The 15616-nt window shown below is 38.1% G+C and carries 12 protein-coding genes and 1 pseudogene; 2 read left to right on the top strand and 11 right to left on the bottom strand.

The annotated features are described in order from the left end of the window. Window positions 1-41 precede the first annotated feature (41 nt). Window positions 42-1211, bottom strand: coding sequence for a 2-methylaconitate cis-trans isomerase PrpF family protein (locus tag NSQ71_RS01560; protein ID WP_339193984.1), 1170 nt, complete (start codon window positions 1209-1211; stop codon window positions 42-44). 169 nt (window positions 1212-1380) lie between these two features. On the opposite strand from NSQ71_RS01560, the gene NSQ71_RS01555 reads away from it, so the two are divergent. Both NSQ71_RS01555 and NSQ71_RS01550 read left to right on the top strand, forming a co-directional pair. Next, window positions 1381-2244 (top strand): LysR family transcriptional regulator, encoded by an 864-nt coding sequence (locus NSQ71_RS01555; RefSeq protein WP_339193983.1) that lies wholly within the window; start codon window positions 1381-1383, stop codon window positions 2242-2244. Window positions 2245-2332: 88 nt separating this feature from the next. Continuing rightward, window positions 2333-2455: a hypothetical protein gene (locus NSQ71_RS01550; RefSeq protein ID WP_339193981.1), complete on the top strand. Its 123-nt coding sequence runs from the start codon at window positions 2333-2335 to the stop codon at window positions 2453-2455. Between the two features lie 242 nt (window positions 2456-2697). Here NSQ71_RS01550 and NSQ71_RS01545 read toward each other — a convergent pair. From NSQ71_RS01545 to NSQ71_RS01500, 10 genes and pseudogenes are all read right to left on the bottom strand, one after another. Then, window positions 2698-3815, bottom strand: a pseudogene (locus NSQ71_RS01545) (IS3 family transposase). Between the two features lie 603 nt (window positions 3816-4418). After that, window positions 4419-5441 (bottom strand): LLM class flavin-dependent oxidoreductase, encoded by a 1023-nt coding sequence (locus NSQ71_RS01540; RefSeq protein WP_063388387.1) that lies wholly within the window; start codon window positions 5439-5441, stop codon window positions 4419-4421. 614 nt (window positions 5442-6055) lie between these two features. Next, on the bottom strand, window positions 6056-7270 hold the full coding sequence (locus NSQ71_RS01535) for an acyl-CoA dehydrogenase family protein (RefSeq protein WP_063388388.1): 1215 nt from the start codon (window positions 7268-7270) through the stop codon (window positions 6056-6058). Window positions 7271-7312: 42 nt separating this feature from the next. Continuing rightward, window positions 7313-8572: an acyl-CoA dehydrogenase family protein gene (locus tag NSQ71_RS01530; protein WP_340732518.1), complete on the bottom strand. Its 1260-nt coding sequence runs from the start codon at window positions 8570-8572 to the stop codon at window positions 7313-7315. Between the two features lie 359 nt (window positions 8573-8931). Next, window positions 8932-9924 carry an aldo/keto reductase gene (locus NSQ71_RS01525; RefSeq protein ID WP_063386547.1) on the bottom strand — a complete coding sequence of 331 codons (993 nt, stop codon included), beginning with the start codon at window positions 9922-9924 and terminating at the stop codon, window positions 8932-8934. A 48-nt stretch (window positions 9925-9972) separates the two neighbouring features. Further along, on the bottom strand, window positions 9973-11343 hold the full coding sequence (locus NSQ71_RS01520) for an LLM class flavin-dependent oxidoreductase (RefSeq protein WP_340732516.1): 1371 nt from the start codon (window positions 11341-11343) through the stop codon (window positions 9973-9975). Window positions 11344-11451: 108 nt separating this feature from the next. Next, window positions 11452-12342, bottom strand: coding sequence for a MetQ/NlpA family ABC transporter substrate-binding protein (locus NSQ71_RS01515; RefSeq protein ID WP_340732514.1), 891 nt, complete (start codon window positions 12340-12342; stop codon window positions 11452-11454). 31 nt (window positions 12343-12373) lie between these two features. After that, window positions 12374-13036, bottom strand: coding sequence for a methionine ABC transporter permease (locus tag NSQ71_RS01510; protein WP_066247161.1), 663 nt, complete (start codon window positions 13034-13036; stop codon window positions 12374-12376). Further along, window positions 13026-14051, bottom strand: a complete 1026-nt coding sequence (locus tag NSQ71_RS01505) for a methionine ABC transporter ATP-binding protein (protein ID WP_130157495.1) — start codon at window positions 14049-14051, stop codon at window positions 13026-13028. The genes NSQ71_RS01510 and NSQ71_RS01505 overlap by 11 nt, the downstream gene beginning before the upstream one ends. Before the next feature lie 342 nt (window positions 14052-14393). Continuing rightward, a complete protein-coding gene (locus NSQ71_RS01500) occupies window positions 14394-15602 on the bottom strand; it encodes an acyl-CoA dehydrogenase family protein (RefSeq protein ID WP_340732510.1) in 1209 nt (402 codons plus the stop codon). Window positions 15603-15616: the final 14 nt, after the last annotated feature.

Below are 15616 nucleotides of genomic sequence, written 5' to 3'. Positions count from 1 at the left end.
ATACCTTAGTTAAGAAACACACACATTTTCGTGTGCGTTTCTTAACTTTTTTGTAAAACAGATACTGGAATATAAGCGTAACCTTCCATCAACCTTCTTGCTGTCCTTCCGATAGCAGCTCTGGAGACAATCCAATTGTCTCCCTCCCTCTCAACTGTTGTTTCAACATATAAAACTCCTGAAGGGTGTCCGATCCTAATACCAGATCCCACTGAAGAAACGAGCTGATTTGGGATGGTCCCTGGAATTTTTGATGCAGCAGAAAGAGCAATTGCTCCACTAACAGCATAAGCTCTATGCAATGATCCCATTGAAATATAACGCGCAACAATATCGATTTCTTCTTTTTTTATAAACTTATGGTCATTTGTCATATACTCACTTGGCGCAGATACCATGGCAATCTTCGGGAGTGCATGAGTAGTTTGATTAATGTTCTCTCTATCTTCTTCCTTGATGAGCCCAATCATGATACCAGATTCTATTCGAATTTCTTCTAATACATGTAAAAGCTCTCTATTTGCATTAATCTCATTATTAAGTTCAATACCTTGAAGCCCAAAATCTTGCGCCTTCACCATAACCACTACGTTGACACAATCAACAATACTTACTTCAAATTTACGTCCATCCATTAACCGTACAGTGTCTATTGGGTTACTTGTCGGTAATGTTTTTCCTGTAAAAGTTCCCCAGGAATCTAAAAAGTTTATCATAATTCTAGATGACGAACCTGGAACTCCATCAATTACAAAATCACCATTATATTGTATTTGTCCGTTTTTAACCGGTATTTCCGCAACAATTATTTTTTTCGTATTTGTATTGTATATATTGACGTATGTTACAGGATCCTTTAAAGGAACATAACCTTCTTCTGCTGCATAAAGGGCGACAGCTGTCACGAAATTACCGCAAGTAACGTTATAATCGATGAACTTTTTTTCAAGGCTAACCTGGCCAAATGTATAATCAATATGGGCCTTAGGATGTGATGGAGGACCTACAATTGCAAGTTTGCTGGATAAAGATGTCCCGCCTCCGAGTCCATCAATCTGATTGGGGTCAGGACTACCATAAATTCTTAAAATTACTTCATCTCGCAAAATTTGATTTGAAGGGAGATCCACCCTTCTTAATATCAATCCTTTGCTAGTTCCACCTCTCATAATAACAGTTGGAATTTTATAGTTCTGACCATAATCATACATTTGAACTTCCTCCATTTTGTTTCTGATACCGCCTGATAAATAAAAGTTAGCACGTTTTTTGCGATAAGAAAAATACATTTATTTAATTTAAATCAATAAAAAAAATTGATTCCTAAGGATCATTGCCTATAAAATAGTATGCAAGAATCGTTTGTGGGGGTAGGTGTATATGGAAGAAAAAGATTGGGTTTTATTACAAACTCTTTATGATCAACAAAATATAACGAAAACAGCTGAAATCTTATATGTATCGCAGCCATCATTAAGTTATCGGATACAACAATTAGAGAAGGAGTTTGGAATTACAATTTTACACAGAGGAAGAAGAGGTGTAGAATTTACCTCACAAGGCGAGTATCTGGTAAAATACGCAAAAGATATGTTGCGTCAATTGCAACAAACAAAAGAGTTTTTATTAAGCATGGAAAATAAAATCTCAGGTACTCTAAAGATAGGTACTGCTAGCAGTATGGCGCGTTATAAACTTCCTAATATTCTAAAAAATTTCCATGCTAAATATCCCGATGTAGAATTCAAAGTAACTTCAAGTAGGAGTTCGGAATTAGTAAATTCCGTATATAAGCGGGATGTACATGTTGGCTTTATTAGAGGAGATTATAAATGGCCGGAAGAAAAACATTTAATCATGACGGAAAATATTTGGATCGTATCAAAAAGAGAAATTTCGCTGGATGAACTGCCAAATTTGCCAAGAATCATTTACAAAACAGATTTGTCTTTAGAAAATGTGTTTGATAATTGGTGGAAGGAGAATTTCTCCGAACCGCCGACTATTACAATGGAAGTAGATAACATGGAAACTTGTAAAGAGATGGTATTAAGTGGACTTGGATATGCGATCATTCCTTCCATTGTATTAAGTAACAATGAAGACTTGTATCGTATTCAATTGAGAACTAGACGTGGAGAACCGATAATGAGAAATTCATGGATAATCTATCGCAAAGAATCCTTAAAAATACCTTTAATTAAAGCTTTTATTAATTTTACTAAAAATATGGAACTAATGTGAGGAACATTTGTTATTAAATGAATGGGGGGTCTTCGCTACATCCACCCCTAATAGGTGAAAAAAATGTAGGAAAAGGAGGGGCCTAACGGTGAAAAAAAGTGACGTAGAACTCGATGGTTTTAGAGCGTATCTTCTTGAAAAAGGAAAACGGGAAAAACGGTTGAGGATTAGTACGTCTTATAACCAATTTTCACAAGTGGCTACAATCTGAAGGCAATAATCTGGACAATTTGACCCGAATTCAGTTGATCGTAGTAATAAACTCGTCCAATGACACAACATAATTGATAATTATGTATGTATTGAATCGAAAGATAAGAAGCAAATTCCATTATCTCAAAGATGATCTGATGTCAGAACAAGATACTGGATCCGTATCATGACTGTCCTTCAGATTTTTTATCTTATCTGTCACATTTTCCGGTACGCATATGCTGGTATGTCAACACTAAACTAGACAATTTTTTTGAGGTGTTTCTCTTTGTACTCCACCGGGCTTAAATACCCAAGTGTTCCATGTATTCTAATATGATTAAACCAATGAACATAATCATCTAATTCCAGTTTCAATTGGTCTAAATTTTCGAAATATCTACCCTTAACAAATTCTGTTTTGATAATTTTAAAGGTTGCTTCAGCTACTGTGTTGTCATAGGGGCAGCCCTTCATGCTTAACGACCGATTAATCTGAAAAGTATCTAGAGCTTCATCAATTGTCTTGTTCTTGAATTCATTGCCTCTGTCTGTGTGGAATCATTGAATTTGCCGTAAATCTGCTTTCACGGTCGATAAAGCTTGGTAGACTAGCTGGGCATTTTTGTTTGGGCCTGCACTATGACCAATAATTTCTCGATTATAAAGATCGACAAATAAACAGATGTAATGCCAGCTTTTTTCTACTCTAACGTATGTTAAGTCACTAACCACAACTGTTCATTCTTTTTGTTGATCAAATTCTCGTTTTAACACATTTTCAACTTTTGATTCATTGCATTTATCTACATGAGGTTTAAACTGGGCAACCGTATAATTTGATACTAGCCCGTTTTCTTTCATGATTCTGCCAATTCTTCGTCTTGAGGCAATCATACCAAGCTTCTCTAATTCATGTTTGATTTTACGTGTACCATAGTTTTTTCGGCTTTTCTGGAAAATTTCCAGAATGGCGGCTGTCAGTTTATCTTCTGCATTACTTTTTTCTTTTGCTTCGTAATAATAGGTGCTTCTTGGAAGTTGTAGGACATCGCACATTGCTGATATCGAGTATTTGTGTCTGTTATTCTTGATCACATTTACTTTTGTCCTAGTATCAGCGCGGCTTGCTTTAAAATATCATTCTCCATCAATAAACGCTTGTTTTCTTTTCGAAGCTGGATCAATTCATTTTCTTCTGGAGAACGATTGTCCTTTTCCTTAAATGAACCGGATGTTTGGCTTTGTTTGATCCATTTGTCCAAGGCTGAAGGCGTTAAATCATATTCACGAATAATATCTTTTCTTGGTTTCCCATTTTCATAAAGCTTGACCATTTGAGCCTTGAATTCTACAGTGAATGTTCGTCTGTTTCTCATTTTTAAACTCTCCTTAACTGTGGTAGTGTTGAAGTAGACCACCAAAACAGTGGGTTTGCGACGAAACTTGACATGGAGCCTCTGCGGGCATGCTTTCCCAGCCAGGAAGTCAGATGATGTGTTCATCTGTCTCGCCGACAAGGCTAGCATCCCCGCCACTCCACGTAAAGTTTCTAGTACGGATCCTTTATGTTTAATAAGCAGTATACCCAAATTTGGTGTTTAGTCTACTTGACCTTAATTTTATTGTCCAGTTAAGTGTAGCCGATTCAAAGCTTTGTCAAGGAATCGAAGAGTACATCCTATTTTATAATCATGATCGACCCAAAAACGCTTAAACGGCCTCAGCCCTATGGAATTTAGGGCCGAAGCCGCTTAGATGATTTTTGTTATTTCCACTGTCTACTTGACAGGGACAGTTCAAAGCCGATAGCCTGTTTCGATCATCCGCAATTCAAAAACATCGTTGCTTTTATGATCACATAAAAAAATGCAAAAAACTTTTCTGAAAAAAGAGTCTGCCGCTGCTCAGATCTCTTCCCGAACTGAAAAAGTTAAACAGTAATGATAGTTGCCGAAAATAACATATTTAAAATAAAAGAACTACATTTCATTCTTTATCTCAGATAAAATACGGTACGAATGCACGCGAGCCGAATGGTCGTATATATATGAAACAACCATTATTTCGTCTACCTGAGTGTCATCCAAAAATTTTTGAAGCTTCTCTTTTATTGTTTGCTTAGATCCAACAAACGAAAAATAAAGCTGATGGCGTACCGCTTCTTTTTCAAATTCATTCCATTCTCCATCCATGCTTTCAACAGGAGGCTGCAACAATCTAGAAGTTCCTCGGATCACGCCCAAAAACATTTGATACAAGCTGGTTGCAAGATACTTCGCCTCTTCATCGGTATCTGCTGCCACGACATTCACACACGCCAACGCATACGGCTCCTTCAAATGTTCTGACGGCTGGAACTGGTCACGATATATTTTCAGTGCTTCATATAAGTGATTCGGTGCAAAATGGCTTGCAAACCCAAAAGGAAGTCCAAGCTTTGCTGCAAGCTGAGCGCTATACGTACTTGATCCAAGCAGCCAAACAGGAACATTTAATCCCTCACCAGGAACTGCGCGTACATATCCTTTCCGCTTCTCTTTCGGAGCAAAATAATTGATGAGTTCTTGGACGTCGTTTGGAAATTCTGATACTGACCCATGTAAATTTCTTCGCAATGCCATGGATGTCACCTGATCTGTTCCAGGAGCACGTCCTATCCCTAAATCAATTCGACCTGGATACAACGACTCTAATGTCCCGAATTGTTCAGCAATCACAAGAGGAGCATGGTTCGGAAGCATGACGCCTCCAGATCCTACACGAATCGTTTTCGTACCTCCTGCAATATAGCCTATTAATACAGAAGTAGCTGAGCTTGCGATGCCCTCCATATTATGGTGCTCTGCAAGCCAATAACGTTTATATCCAAATCGTTCAACATTTTGCGCAAGGTCTAAACTGTTTTTGAATGTGTCAGCCGGCGTTTTCCCTAATAAAACAGGAGCCAAATCCAAAACTGAGAATTCAATCTCTTCCAATCTTTTTTTCTGAGAATTCGTCATTTTTTCAACTCCTTTTAAACTCTCCTTATAAGGATTGTAAAAAACTGTTCAATGGTATTACAAGGAATTTGCCTGCCGCACAACTTCTCACAGTGAAAAATGCTTTTTGATTTTTTATGGTTCATTGACGTCTAACGTGAAAATCTGTCTTTTCCCATAAACGTTGAAAAAACACTTTTAAGTCTCGCGCTTTCAGTTTTCAATGCTTCTTCTGTTTTAAAGTTGAGATGTTGTTTGTTATACGCTTCCCTGACAGGCAAAACTCTCGTCTACTTCCCTTGTAAATGATCAGCCACTTAAAATTGCGAATGTCCTCTTTTTTTCACAAAATAAAACCTCACACCTACTATAAAAAAGAAGTGTGAGGCTTATTCATATAGTTCATCGAAATGGTTATATCTAGAGTTTTTAAAGTTTGGCAAAATAAGTCTTTAAAACATTGTAAAAAACAACAGATTTTCTGAGCAATTGGTCATTTATTCATTAATTCATAATTATTCTAACAGCGTTACAGACAATTGACCTACCGACTCATCTATTCATCATTATCCTAAATAGGCAGTAAAGTTCTTACAGATTTCAGACTCCAAATAAAAATGCATTGCTGGTTTGGTTTATTTTCTTTCATTCTCATTCCAAAGATTCAACGGCAATTCTAATAAAATTTTTGCCACTTGGTCGCGGGCGATATTATTAGATGGAGCCATTGGGATTCCTGCCCGGGCATCGCGGTAAAGCCGTTCAAAAGGTCCTTCAATATAGCCATAACCGCCCGCTACATCCATCGCAATTCGTGCAGCAAAATCTGCTGTTTCGGATGCTTTCACTTTAAATTCTATGACTTCGGATGCCAATGAGCTTATAGGTTGCCCTTCTGCCAGCAATTCATCATAATGTCTTGCTAAATCTATCTGCCATGCTTTTAAACCTGCAATTCTTATTTTCACTTCTGCCAATTTTTCACGAATGACTTGATGGTCAGCCAAACTATTATTAAATCCTTTGTTAACTGCGTTCTTAACATGTTTAACAGCCAGTTCTAGTGCACCTTGGGCAACACCGAGCCAAACAGATGCAATACCCAGTATATAAATAGGGTTTGCGCCTTCATCCATGATTTCTCTTCCTAACCCTTCGTATCCCACTAGATCGCGGCCGCTTACTTTTATATTGTTAAACGTAATTGGACCACTGTGGCTTCCTCTTACACCTAATGCATTCCATGGCTTTGCAACTATACCGTCATTATGGCCGTCAACGATAAAGAAGCTAATGTTACTAGGGTCGTCAGAATCAGGTGTTCTCGTTTGCAAAATATAAAAATCTGCTTGGCCTCCGCTTGTCGTAAAGGATTTTTCAGCATTAATGATATAATCGCTGCCATCGCGCTCAGCCTGGCTTAAGCTAAACCATACATGACCTCTTGTAGCTTTTTCACTAACAGCAAAGGTTCCGATCGCACCATCTCTGATAGGGAGCAGCCACCGTTTCTTTTGATCATCGTTTCCATATAAAACAATTACTTGTGCTGCTCCAACATGCATGGCATATACTAAAGCTGTTGACGCATCAACTTTCCCGATTTCTTCAGCCACGATGGAAAATCCTAAATATCCTAAATCTAATCCTCCCCATTTTTCAGAAAATGTTACTGAATTCCATCCTTCTTTCGCAAGGGCTAACAAACTTTCACGCGGGAACTCCCCACTCTTGTCAATTCGTTCAGCGCTTGGTTTAATGACTTCTTCAATAATTGGCTTAACTTTCTCCCTAATTTCCTCAATAAATGCTCTTGAATACTTTTTGTTAATTGTTTCATAGTTACTCATTTTTAAACGCTCCTTTTTATATATAAAATTTTTAAAACATCCTTAAAAGTAAACCTCTCTTATTGGAAGATCTGTACTGTTCACGACGTAGTCGCCAATAGCTCTAGCTTTGTAAACTGTTGGATTATGCGAAGCAAGAGTGCGAATATTACGCCAGTGACGGTCAAGATGTTTTGATTGTCTCGTTGCGGATGCCCCTCCAACCTCAAAAAGAAGCGTCGAGGCCTGTAAGGCAAGTTGATCTATAATAACCTTGGCCTGTGCAGCTCGCAGGGAAGCTTCATGGCTCAGAGAATAATCGATCACTCCATTAACTGCTGTTTTCAGAGCAGCATCAATTGCATCTGCGGCAGCTAGGACAATAGTTTCTGCGGTAAACGCGCTGCTTGAGAGCTGTCCAATGACATGCTGAAGTTGCGGATCTTGTCGAGGTGTATCCGCAGCAGCAAAACTGAATGTCCGTGATCTTCCATGAACTAAAGCTTTAGCGTCTGTCACCACATTCCGCAAGATGCCTGCTATCACTCCATGCAAATAGAGCTGCAGAAAAGAGTTGAAAGGCGTTTTGGAGCCATCAATATATGTTATTTCATCTTGATTGACATACACATTGTGAAGACGTGTAGTACCGCTTCCTGTCCATTTTTGTCCGATGCCGTCCCAGTCATCTTCAATGATGACACCTTCACGATTTGTCGGAATTATTACCGATGCAGACCTTCCTTCATGAGTTGATGCCGTAACAACTACCCAGTCTGCATACAGTGTGCCGGTACTAAAGTATTTTTTGCCATTCAATAGGAAGCCTTCACCATCCGGTGATAAAGTTGTTTCAAAAACCAAATTTCCAGCATTATTGGATGAAATTTCAGCAGAAGCATTGCCGATGATTTCTCCATTGGCTACTCTTTGCAGCCACTTTTCACGGAGTTTTTCATCCGTAAGCAGCAAAAATTTCTCCACTTGGGAAAAGTGTGAACGAAGGCTGTGTGCGACATCTGGATCAGCTTCCGCTAAACGTATTAAAATTTGAAAAAGATCACGAATATTTGCACCGCTGCCGCCAAGTTCAACAGGTAATCGCAATGCACCCAATCGAGATTTTCGGATTAAATCAAAGGCATAATATGGATGATCTTTACTCCCAGTACTTCTGCGTTTTTCAGCATCTTCTGCAATTGCAGCAATTAAGTATTCTAATTCTGGTGAATCAACTTTTACTGGGCTGGTAAAAGTTAGAGAATTTGATTCATCTTTATTTTTGAAGTTAATCCTTTGATTTAATGGTTTTTGGCTTGACATTCATCAAACACTCCTGTTTTGTTTTTTAAATTTACCAACCACATCTTTTTCGCGTATTACCGCAAAAAATAATGTGAAAGTTCAAACGTTCAACTGTTTCATCAATCCGTTTGTTTTACACCGCAGCTTACACCACGATTGTTTTGATTCAGGAAATGGATGTCCATTTACCAAGCTCTGATGTTCATCATTAGAATACTTAAGTCCACCATCCCGTAAGAAAAGATTGCTCCAACAGCTTTTCACAAATTGCCATTAAAGGAAAAGACAGCATAACCATTCTCTGATTTCAAATTTGTCAAAGTGTGAAATCGATTCTTATGCTAGATTTTTAAAACACTAGCACCGTTTCCTCTGGATTACTTTCTATATTTGCTAAATAAATCCTCATCTGGACTATGATCCGTTGGTAATGGAGGCTCATCTGACAATGCGGATATCTGTTCTCTTTCACTGGCAGTTAAAGGGATTTCTGCCCCAGCAATCGATAGGGCCAGTTGTTCCGGATTACGCGCTCCTATAATTGGAGCAGTTACAGCAGGATGATGTAATACCCATGAAACTGCTAAAGAAGCAGGATGATATCCAAATTGTTTCGCCAGCTCCGTAAATTGATGTGCAACAGTAAAATAATACTGATGACTATATCTTTTCTCATAATTCTTTTGTTCTACTAATCTTCCTTGCTCCGGCTTGTTTGTACTGTTATATTTTCCGGTTAATAAGCCTCCGCCGAGCGGACTGTAAGTTATGGCACCTAATTGCTCTGATTGAGCTAACGGAAAAATTTCTACCTCCGCTTGCCGTTTTACGAGATTATACATCGGTTGAATTAACTCAAATCGTGCTAGCTGTTTTCTTTCAGATATTCCTAGAGCTTTTGCAATTTGCCAGGCAGCCCAGTTACTTACAGCGGGGAATAAAATCTTCCCTTGTTTTTGTAAATCATCTAAAGCTCTAACGACTTCTTCAATATCTGTATACTCGTCAAACAGATGAACAAAATAAAATTCAATCCGATCAGTGCCCAATCTTTTTAAACTTTGTTCAACTGATAAAAAAAGATTTCTTCTCGATAAACCGCCGCTATTTAAATCTTTGCCTGTAGGCAAGCCTGCTTTAGAGGTTAAAACAATCTCATCTCGATGACCGGCAATACACTTTCCAAGAATTTCTTCAGCACGTCCATCATTATAAACATTCGCTGTATCAAAAAAGTTTATCCCGGCTTCTCGACATTGCTTATACATCATAATGGAAGTTTCTTCATCTGCAATGCCGCCGAATGACATTGTTCCAAAGCATAAATTTGAAACATGAATGCCTGTCCTTCCAACTGTACGAAATTCCATTATTACCTCCAACATTATGAGCTGAAGGAGAAGCAAACTTTAAAATTGTTAAAAATTCCGATATTTTGCACCTGTATGATCATCTGGCAGCAGCTTTTTCCCTGTACCAAACAGCTTCTCCCTCAGTGTTCCTTTCTCGTATTCTTTTTTATAGATTCCACGTTTTTGCAGCTCCGGAACAACGAAATGAATGAACTCTTCAATGCTTCCAGGCGTTATAAGATGTGCAAGATTATACCCGTCGATTCCAGTTTGTTCGATCTGGAATTGAATGCTGTCAGCTATTTCAACGGGATTGCCGACTAATACATTACTCCTTCCGATCGTTTCAAACTTGTTTAACACTTCTCGAACAGTTAATTTTCTTGGCGCATCTTTCGTTAATGAAGCAGCTCGAGACTGACCATGTTCCGTATGCTTATATTCAAAAAAAGCGTCTTTATCTTCATATTTAGATAAATCATAGCCTGTTGAACCGCTATATTGAGCTTTTGCCGCTTCAGCACTCCACAATCGATTGTATTCCTCATATTTTAATTCAGCTTCTTCTGTCGTTTCTGCCACAATGACATTTAAAAACGTAAATGCTTTAATATTATCAGGATTCCGTCCGTATTTTTCAGCCCGTTCTTTAATATCTTGAATATAAAATCTTAATTTTTCGGGCGTCGACCCGCCAACAAACACACACTCTGCATGCTTGGCGGCGAAATCTCTGCCGCGTTCAGAAGAACCTGCCTGAAAAATAACAGGTGTCCGCTGTGCAGAAGGATATGTTAAATGCGGGCCTTTTACGCTGAAATATCGCCCATTATGGTTTATTTCATGAACCTTTTCGGGATCAAATAAAATTTCATTTTCCGCATCGCCAACAAACGCATGCTCCTCCCAGCTGCCTTCCCAAAGCTTATAGGAAACCTCCATAAATTCATCGGCAATATCATAACGCTCGTCATGTTTAACAATTTCTTTATGGCCGTAGTTTTGCGCAGCATTTGGCAAATATGAGGTGACAACATTCCAGCCAATTCTGCCGTTTGTAAAGTGATCTAATGTGGAAAAACGACGTGCATTTGAAAACGGATGTTCATACGTTGTGCTGACCGTTACTACAAATGACAAATGCTCTGTAACAGCTGCCACCGCTGGTACAATAAAGGCCGGATCATTTAGCGGAACTTGAACGCCGTCTCGAATCGCAGCATCTTTACTATTTTGATAGACATCATACACTCCTGCTACATCTGCAAAGAAAATGGTGTCAAACTTCCCTTTTTCCAACAATTTCCCTAACTCAATCCAATAATGTAGATCATTATAATAAAGATGACGTTTATTTTGAGGATGCTTCCATAATCCGTGAGAATTATGCATAGCTCCTGCCATATCAAAAAGATTTAATATTATCTGCTTTGCCATATTTCTCACTCCAGCATCTTTTCAAAAGTACAAATTCCGATTCTATCAGTCGATTGTCATCAAATTCAAATGCAGCCTTGCTCGCAAATAAACAATTCCTTTCTTATGTTATTCTTTTCCTTGTTTTATATTTTCAACTAAGCGTTCTAATTCTTTTTGCAGTTCTGGTACTGGCACCTTTGTGACAATGCTTGCACCCTTCGTATCTTCTTCTACTGCTTTAGCTACTTCTTCTGTCTGATAAATTTCCGCAATGGTCTTATATGCCTCATTGTCTTTATTCTTTTCTAAAGTGGCAAAAACGTTAACATACGGCAGTGTATCTTTGCTGTTTGGATCATCATGAAAAATGGCATCTGCTAAAGTGTAACCGGCTTGACCAGCTATTCCGCCATTGATAATAGATGCGGCTACATCAGGCAGCACTCTAGGAGTCTGTTGGGCAACGACTTCTACTATTTCAATATTTTTTGGATTTTTAACGATATCTTTTACTGTTGGATAAAGACCGACATCTTCCCTTAACTCAATTAATCCAGCTTGCTGCAGAACCTTTAGCCCTCTGCCTAAATTAGCCGGATCATTTGGAACCGCAATTTTTGAACCATTTGGGATCTCGGATACATCTTTATATTTTTCCGAATACAATCCTAAAGGAGCAACAACAGTTGAGCCAATCGGCACAATATTCACATTATTTTCCGCGATAAATTGACTTAAAAATGCAAGATGCTGGAAGGCGTTCACATCTACCTCGCCATTGACAAGTGCAGTATTTGGCAGCACATAATCGGAAAATTCGACATATTCTACCTTAATATTTTTTTCTAACGCTTTTTTCTTAATGATGTCCCAATACTGTCCATCTGATCCGGTAATCCCCACCTTAACAGTAACGACTTTTTCTTTTTTATCACCAGATGCTGAATTGCTGTTGCAGCCTGCCAAGAGGCCAATCACCAAAATTGTTACTAGTAAATGGAATAGTTTGATTTTCATAAAATAATAATCCCCCTAATATATGATTGATCTATCTGCGTAAAAAGAAACGTGAAAGCATGTTGCCAATAAATTGAGCAATTTGAACAAGAATAATTAATATGACAACCGTAACAATCATGACGGATGTATCAAACCGCTGATAACCATATGTCATCGCAAGATCCCCAAGGCCCCCTCCGCCGACCGTTCCAGCCATGGCGGAAAAATCAATAAGTCCTACGGTGATAAATGTAATTCCTAAAATTAAAGGCCCTAATGCTTCGGGGATTAGTACCCCAAATATTATTTGAATGGGTGATGCCCCCATCGCCTTTGCAGCCTCGATAATACCTGGATCAATTGAGACTAAATTATTTTCTACCACCCTGGCAATGGCAAAAGCTGCAGCAATGGTCATCGGAAAAATAGCCGCTGTCGTTCCAATTGTAGTTCCCACAACGAATCGCGTAAGCGGACTGATGGCAACTAAAAATATGATGAACGGTATAGGTCGAATAATATTGATTAATAAATTCAAAAATGAAAAGATGAATCTATTTTCTAAAATATTGCCTTTACGGGTGACAAATAGCAGTAGTCCCATGATAATTCCTAAAATACTAGCAAAAATCAATGTGAAAATGACCATTGTAATCGTTTCACCTGTTGCTTGAAGTATTCTAGGCCAAAACGTCGTCCAATCAACTTTCACCGTTTGTGACCTCCCTTACTTCAACTATCTCTGTCAACTCTTTTAATACTTCTTCAATTTGAGAATCAGCTCCAATGAATTCCACGATTAAATTGCCAAACAATTGATTTTGAAGTTCATTGATGCTTCCGTAAATGATATTAAAGTGAATATTATGTTTAGCTGTTAATGTCGATAATATAGGTTGACTCGCAGTGTCTCCTGAAAATACAATTCGATAAAGCTTTCTTTCATGATCCTTCCTTAACTTTTCAAGCAAGCTCGAAGATAATTTTTCATTTACAACCGAACTGATAAAATTTTTCGTCGTTTTTTCTTGAGGATTTGAAAATATATTAAAAACCTCACCCTCTTCAATGATTCTCCCGTTTTCCATAACCGCTACGCGATTGCAAATTTTTCGAATCACGTTCATTTCATGTGTTATTAATAAAATCGTAATATTGAATTCTTCATTCACTTTTTTCAATAGATTTAATATTTCATTAGTGGTTTCTGGATCTAAAGCCGAGGTAGCCTCATCACATAACAGAATGTCTGGTGAAGTTGCAAGCGCTCGTGCAATCCCTACTCTTTGTTTTTGACCTCCAGACAACTGTTCTGGAAATTTGTCAGCTTTGTCTTCAAGACCAACAAATTGTAATAGCTCTGTAACTCGTTGGTGGATTTCCTCCTTCGATTTTTTCTCCAATTTTAAAGGGTAAGCAATATTGCCATATACCGTGCGAGAATTAAATAGATTAAATGTTTGAAAAATCATTCCAATTTTTCTTCTTAATTGCCGCAGATCTTTCGAAGATATGGAATTCAAATCATAATTATCGACTATAATATTTCCTTTTGTCGGACGTTCGAGTAAATTCACTAACCTAAGCAGTGTACTTTTTCCGGCTCCGCTAAAGCCGATGATTCCAAAAATGTCGCCTTTTTTAATGTGAAGCGAAACATCTTTTACAGCTTCTACTTTTTTCCCACCAGACTCGTATATTTTACTAACTCTCTCTAGCCTAATCATCAATTTCCTCCACCAACCGAAAATTTATCTAGATCTATATACAATATCCCCTTTGTTCAAAACGTTTAATGCGGGAACTACTCGAGTGTTTGGGGATGGTGCTTCTCCCATCTTAACTCTTTATGTTTAATTTAATTTGTTTAACTTGGAAAAATGGCGATGAACCATAATACTTTGACACATTTGTGCAATGCAAAAAATTTTTTTCCTTGTCATATTGTGAAAAAGAAAGGCCTTAATTTCATTTTTCATGAAATTAAGGCCTCTGGTGTTCCAGTCAGCAAATATTATGAACTTTTCTGCTCAGCAGCAGAAAATGCTCCCACAGTCTCCAGCATCCTCCTATTTAAATTGCACTTCTTTCAAGCTATTTCGATATTCTTCAATCACGGATTTCGAAACTTGACTCACGACCATGTCATTTAAAGGAGGATTATATAAACCACACTGAACATCCCTAAAATATCTTTCTAATGGCAAATCTTTCGATAACGAATGACCGCCTGCGATTCTCATAGCCAGCTCTACTATTTTGATCGCATTATTACATACTGTATATTTTGTAATAGAGACTTCATTGCTTAACTTATCTCGAACATGTAAATTTCGGTCCCATTTTTCAGCTAAACCGTATAACAGGTATCTTGATACAGCGATTAAAATTTCGATTTCTCCAATTTTATCCTGAACATGCGGCGCCTCTAGAATAACATCTCCTAGACTTGGTGAAAATTTCTCAGCCGCGTACTTTAATATAAAATCTCTGGCAGCAATCGCAATCCCTAAATAAATGGCTGGCAACTGCAGCGTGTAGGCACTGCTGTTGCCCTTAAAGCGGTTGTTCTTCCCCTTGTCAATGTAAGACAATAACGCCTCTTCCGGCACAAACACATCATGCAGTTCGATATCATGGCTGCCTGTTGCTCTCATTCCCAAAACATTCCATGTATCTATCAATTGTACCGAATCATTTTTTTTAATAAAAAATTCGGCCGTTTTATCTTCTTCTTCGACATATGCCAAAATCGTAAAATGCGACACAATTGGCGCCAATGTTGCAAATGCCTTTCTTCCTGAAATGATATATCCGTCTTTCGTTTTTCTCGCAATTGTTGATGGGGTTCCGCCTCTTACAATATTGCCTGATGTCCGCTCCGTGACAAAAACATTTAATAATGAACCTTCCTCAACGGCCTCTCTGCATATTTTCGCAAAAATTTCTTCTTTCCAAGACCGGAAATCCCTAAGGCTAAAGAATGCCATTAAATGCCATCCTATCGCCAGTGCCGTAGAACCACAGGCTTTCGCTAATCGTTCTTGTACAAGCAAAATTTCATATAATGAAAGTTCTTCACCGCCATATTCTTTAGGGATTGTTAGCTTATGATACCCCTCTTTTTTCAGGATTTCGATATGCTCAAACGGAAATTCTCCTGTTTCATCATATTTATCAGCTGTCTGTCGAATTTTCTCTGCAATGCGCTCCGCATATTCTACGAGCCTTGCATCTCGTTCATTTCGAATCGTCTGATTGCTTGCGTTAAAATCCATTGTGCATCCTCCAA

This window comes from Aeribacillus sp. FSL M8-0235 (genome assembly GCF_038000355.1).
Classification (GTDB): Bacteria; Bacillota; Bacilli; order Bacillales; family Aeribacillaceae; genus Aeribacillus; species Aeribacillus composti.
This window is presented reverse-complemented; position numbering and strand designations above follow the sequence as displayed.

What these genes read in the sequence shown, in the direction of transcription:
- NSQ71_RS01555 (WP_339193983.1), top strand. Translation starts at nt 1,381, where the DNA reads ATGGAAGAAAAAGATTGGGTTTTATTACAAACTCTTTATGATCAACAA.
- NSQ71_RS01500 (WP_340732510.1), bottom strand. Translation starts at nt 15,602, where the DNA reads ATGGATTTTAACGCAAGCAATCAGACGATTCGAAATGAACGAGATGCA.
- NSQ71_RS01520 (WP_340732516.1), bottom strand. Translation starts at nt 11,343, where the DNA reads ATGGCAAAGCAGATAATATTAAATCTTTTTGATATGGCAGGAGCTATG.
- NSQ71_RS01525 (WP_063386547.1), bottom strand. Translation starts at nt 9,924, where the DNA reads ATGGAATTTCGTACAGTTGGAAGGACAGGCATTCATGTTTCAAATTTA.
- NSQ71_RS01560 (WP_339193984.1), bottom strand. Translation starts at nt 1,211, where the DNA reads ATGTATGATTATGGTCAGAACTATAAAATTCCAACTGTTATTATGAGA.
- NSQ71_RS01515 (WP_340732514.1), bottom strand. Translation starts at nt 12,342, where the DNA reads ATGAAAATCAAACTATTCCATTTACTAGTAACAATTTTGGTGATTGGC.
- NSQ71_RS01535 (WP_063388388.1), bottom strand. Translation starts at nt 7,270, where the DNA reads ATGAGTAACTATGAAACAATTAACAAAAAGTATTCAAGAGCATTTATT.
- NSQ71_RS01505 (WP_130157495.1), bottom strand. Translation starts at nt 14,051, where the DNA reads ATGATTAGGCTAGAGAGAGTTAGTAAAATATACGAGTCTGGTGGGAAA.
- NSQ71_RS01530 (WP_340732518.1), bottom strand. Translation starts at nt 8,572, where the DNA reads ATGTCAAGCCAAAAACCATTAAATCAAAGGATTAACTTCAAAAATAAA.
- NSQ71_RS01540 (WP_063388387.1), bottom strand. Translation starts at nt 5,441, where the DNA reads ATGACGAATTCTCAGAAAAAAAGATTGGAAGAGATTGAATTCTCAGTT.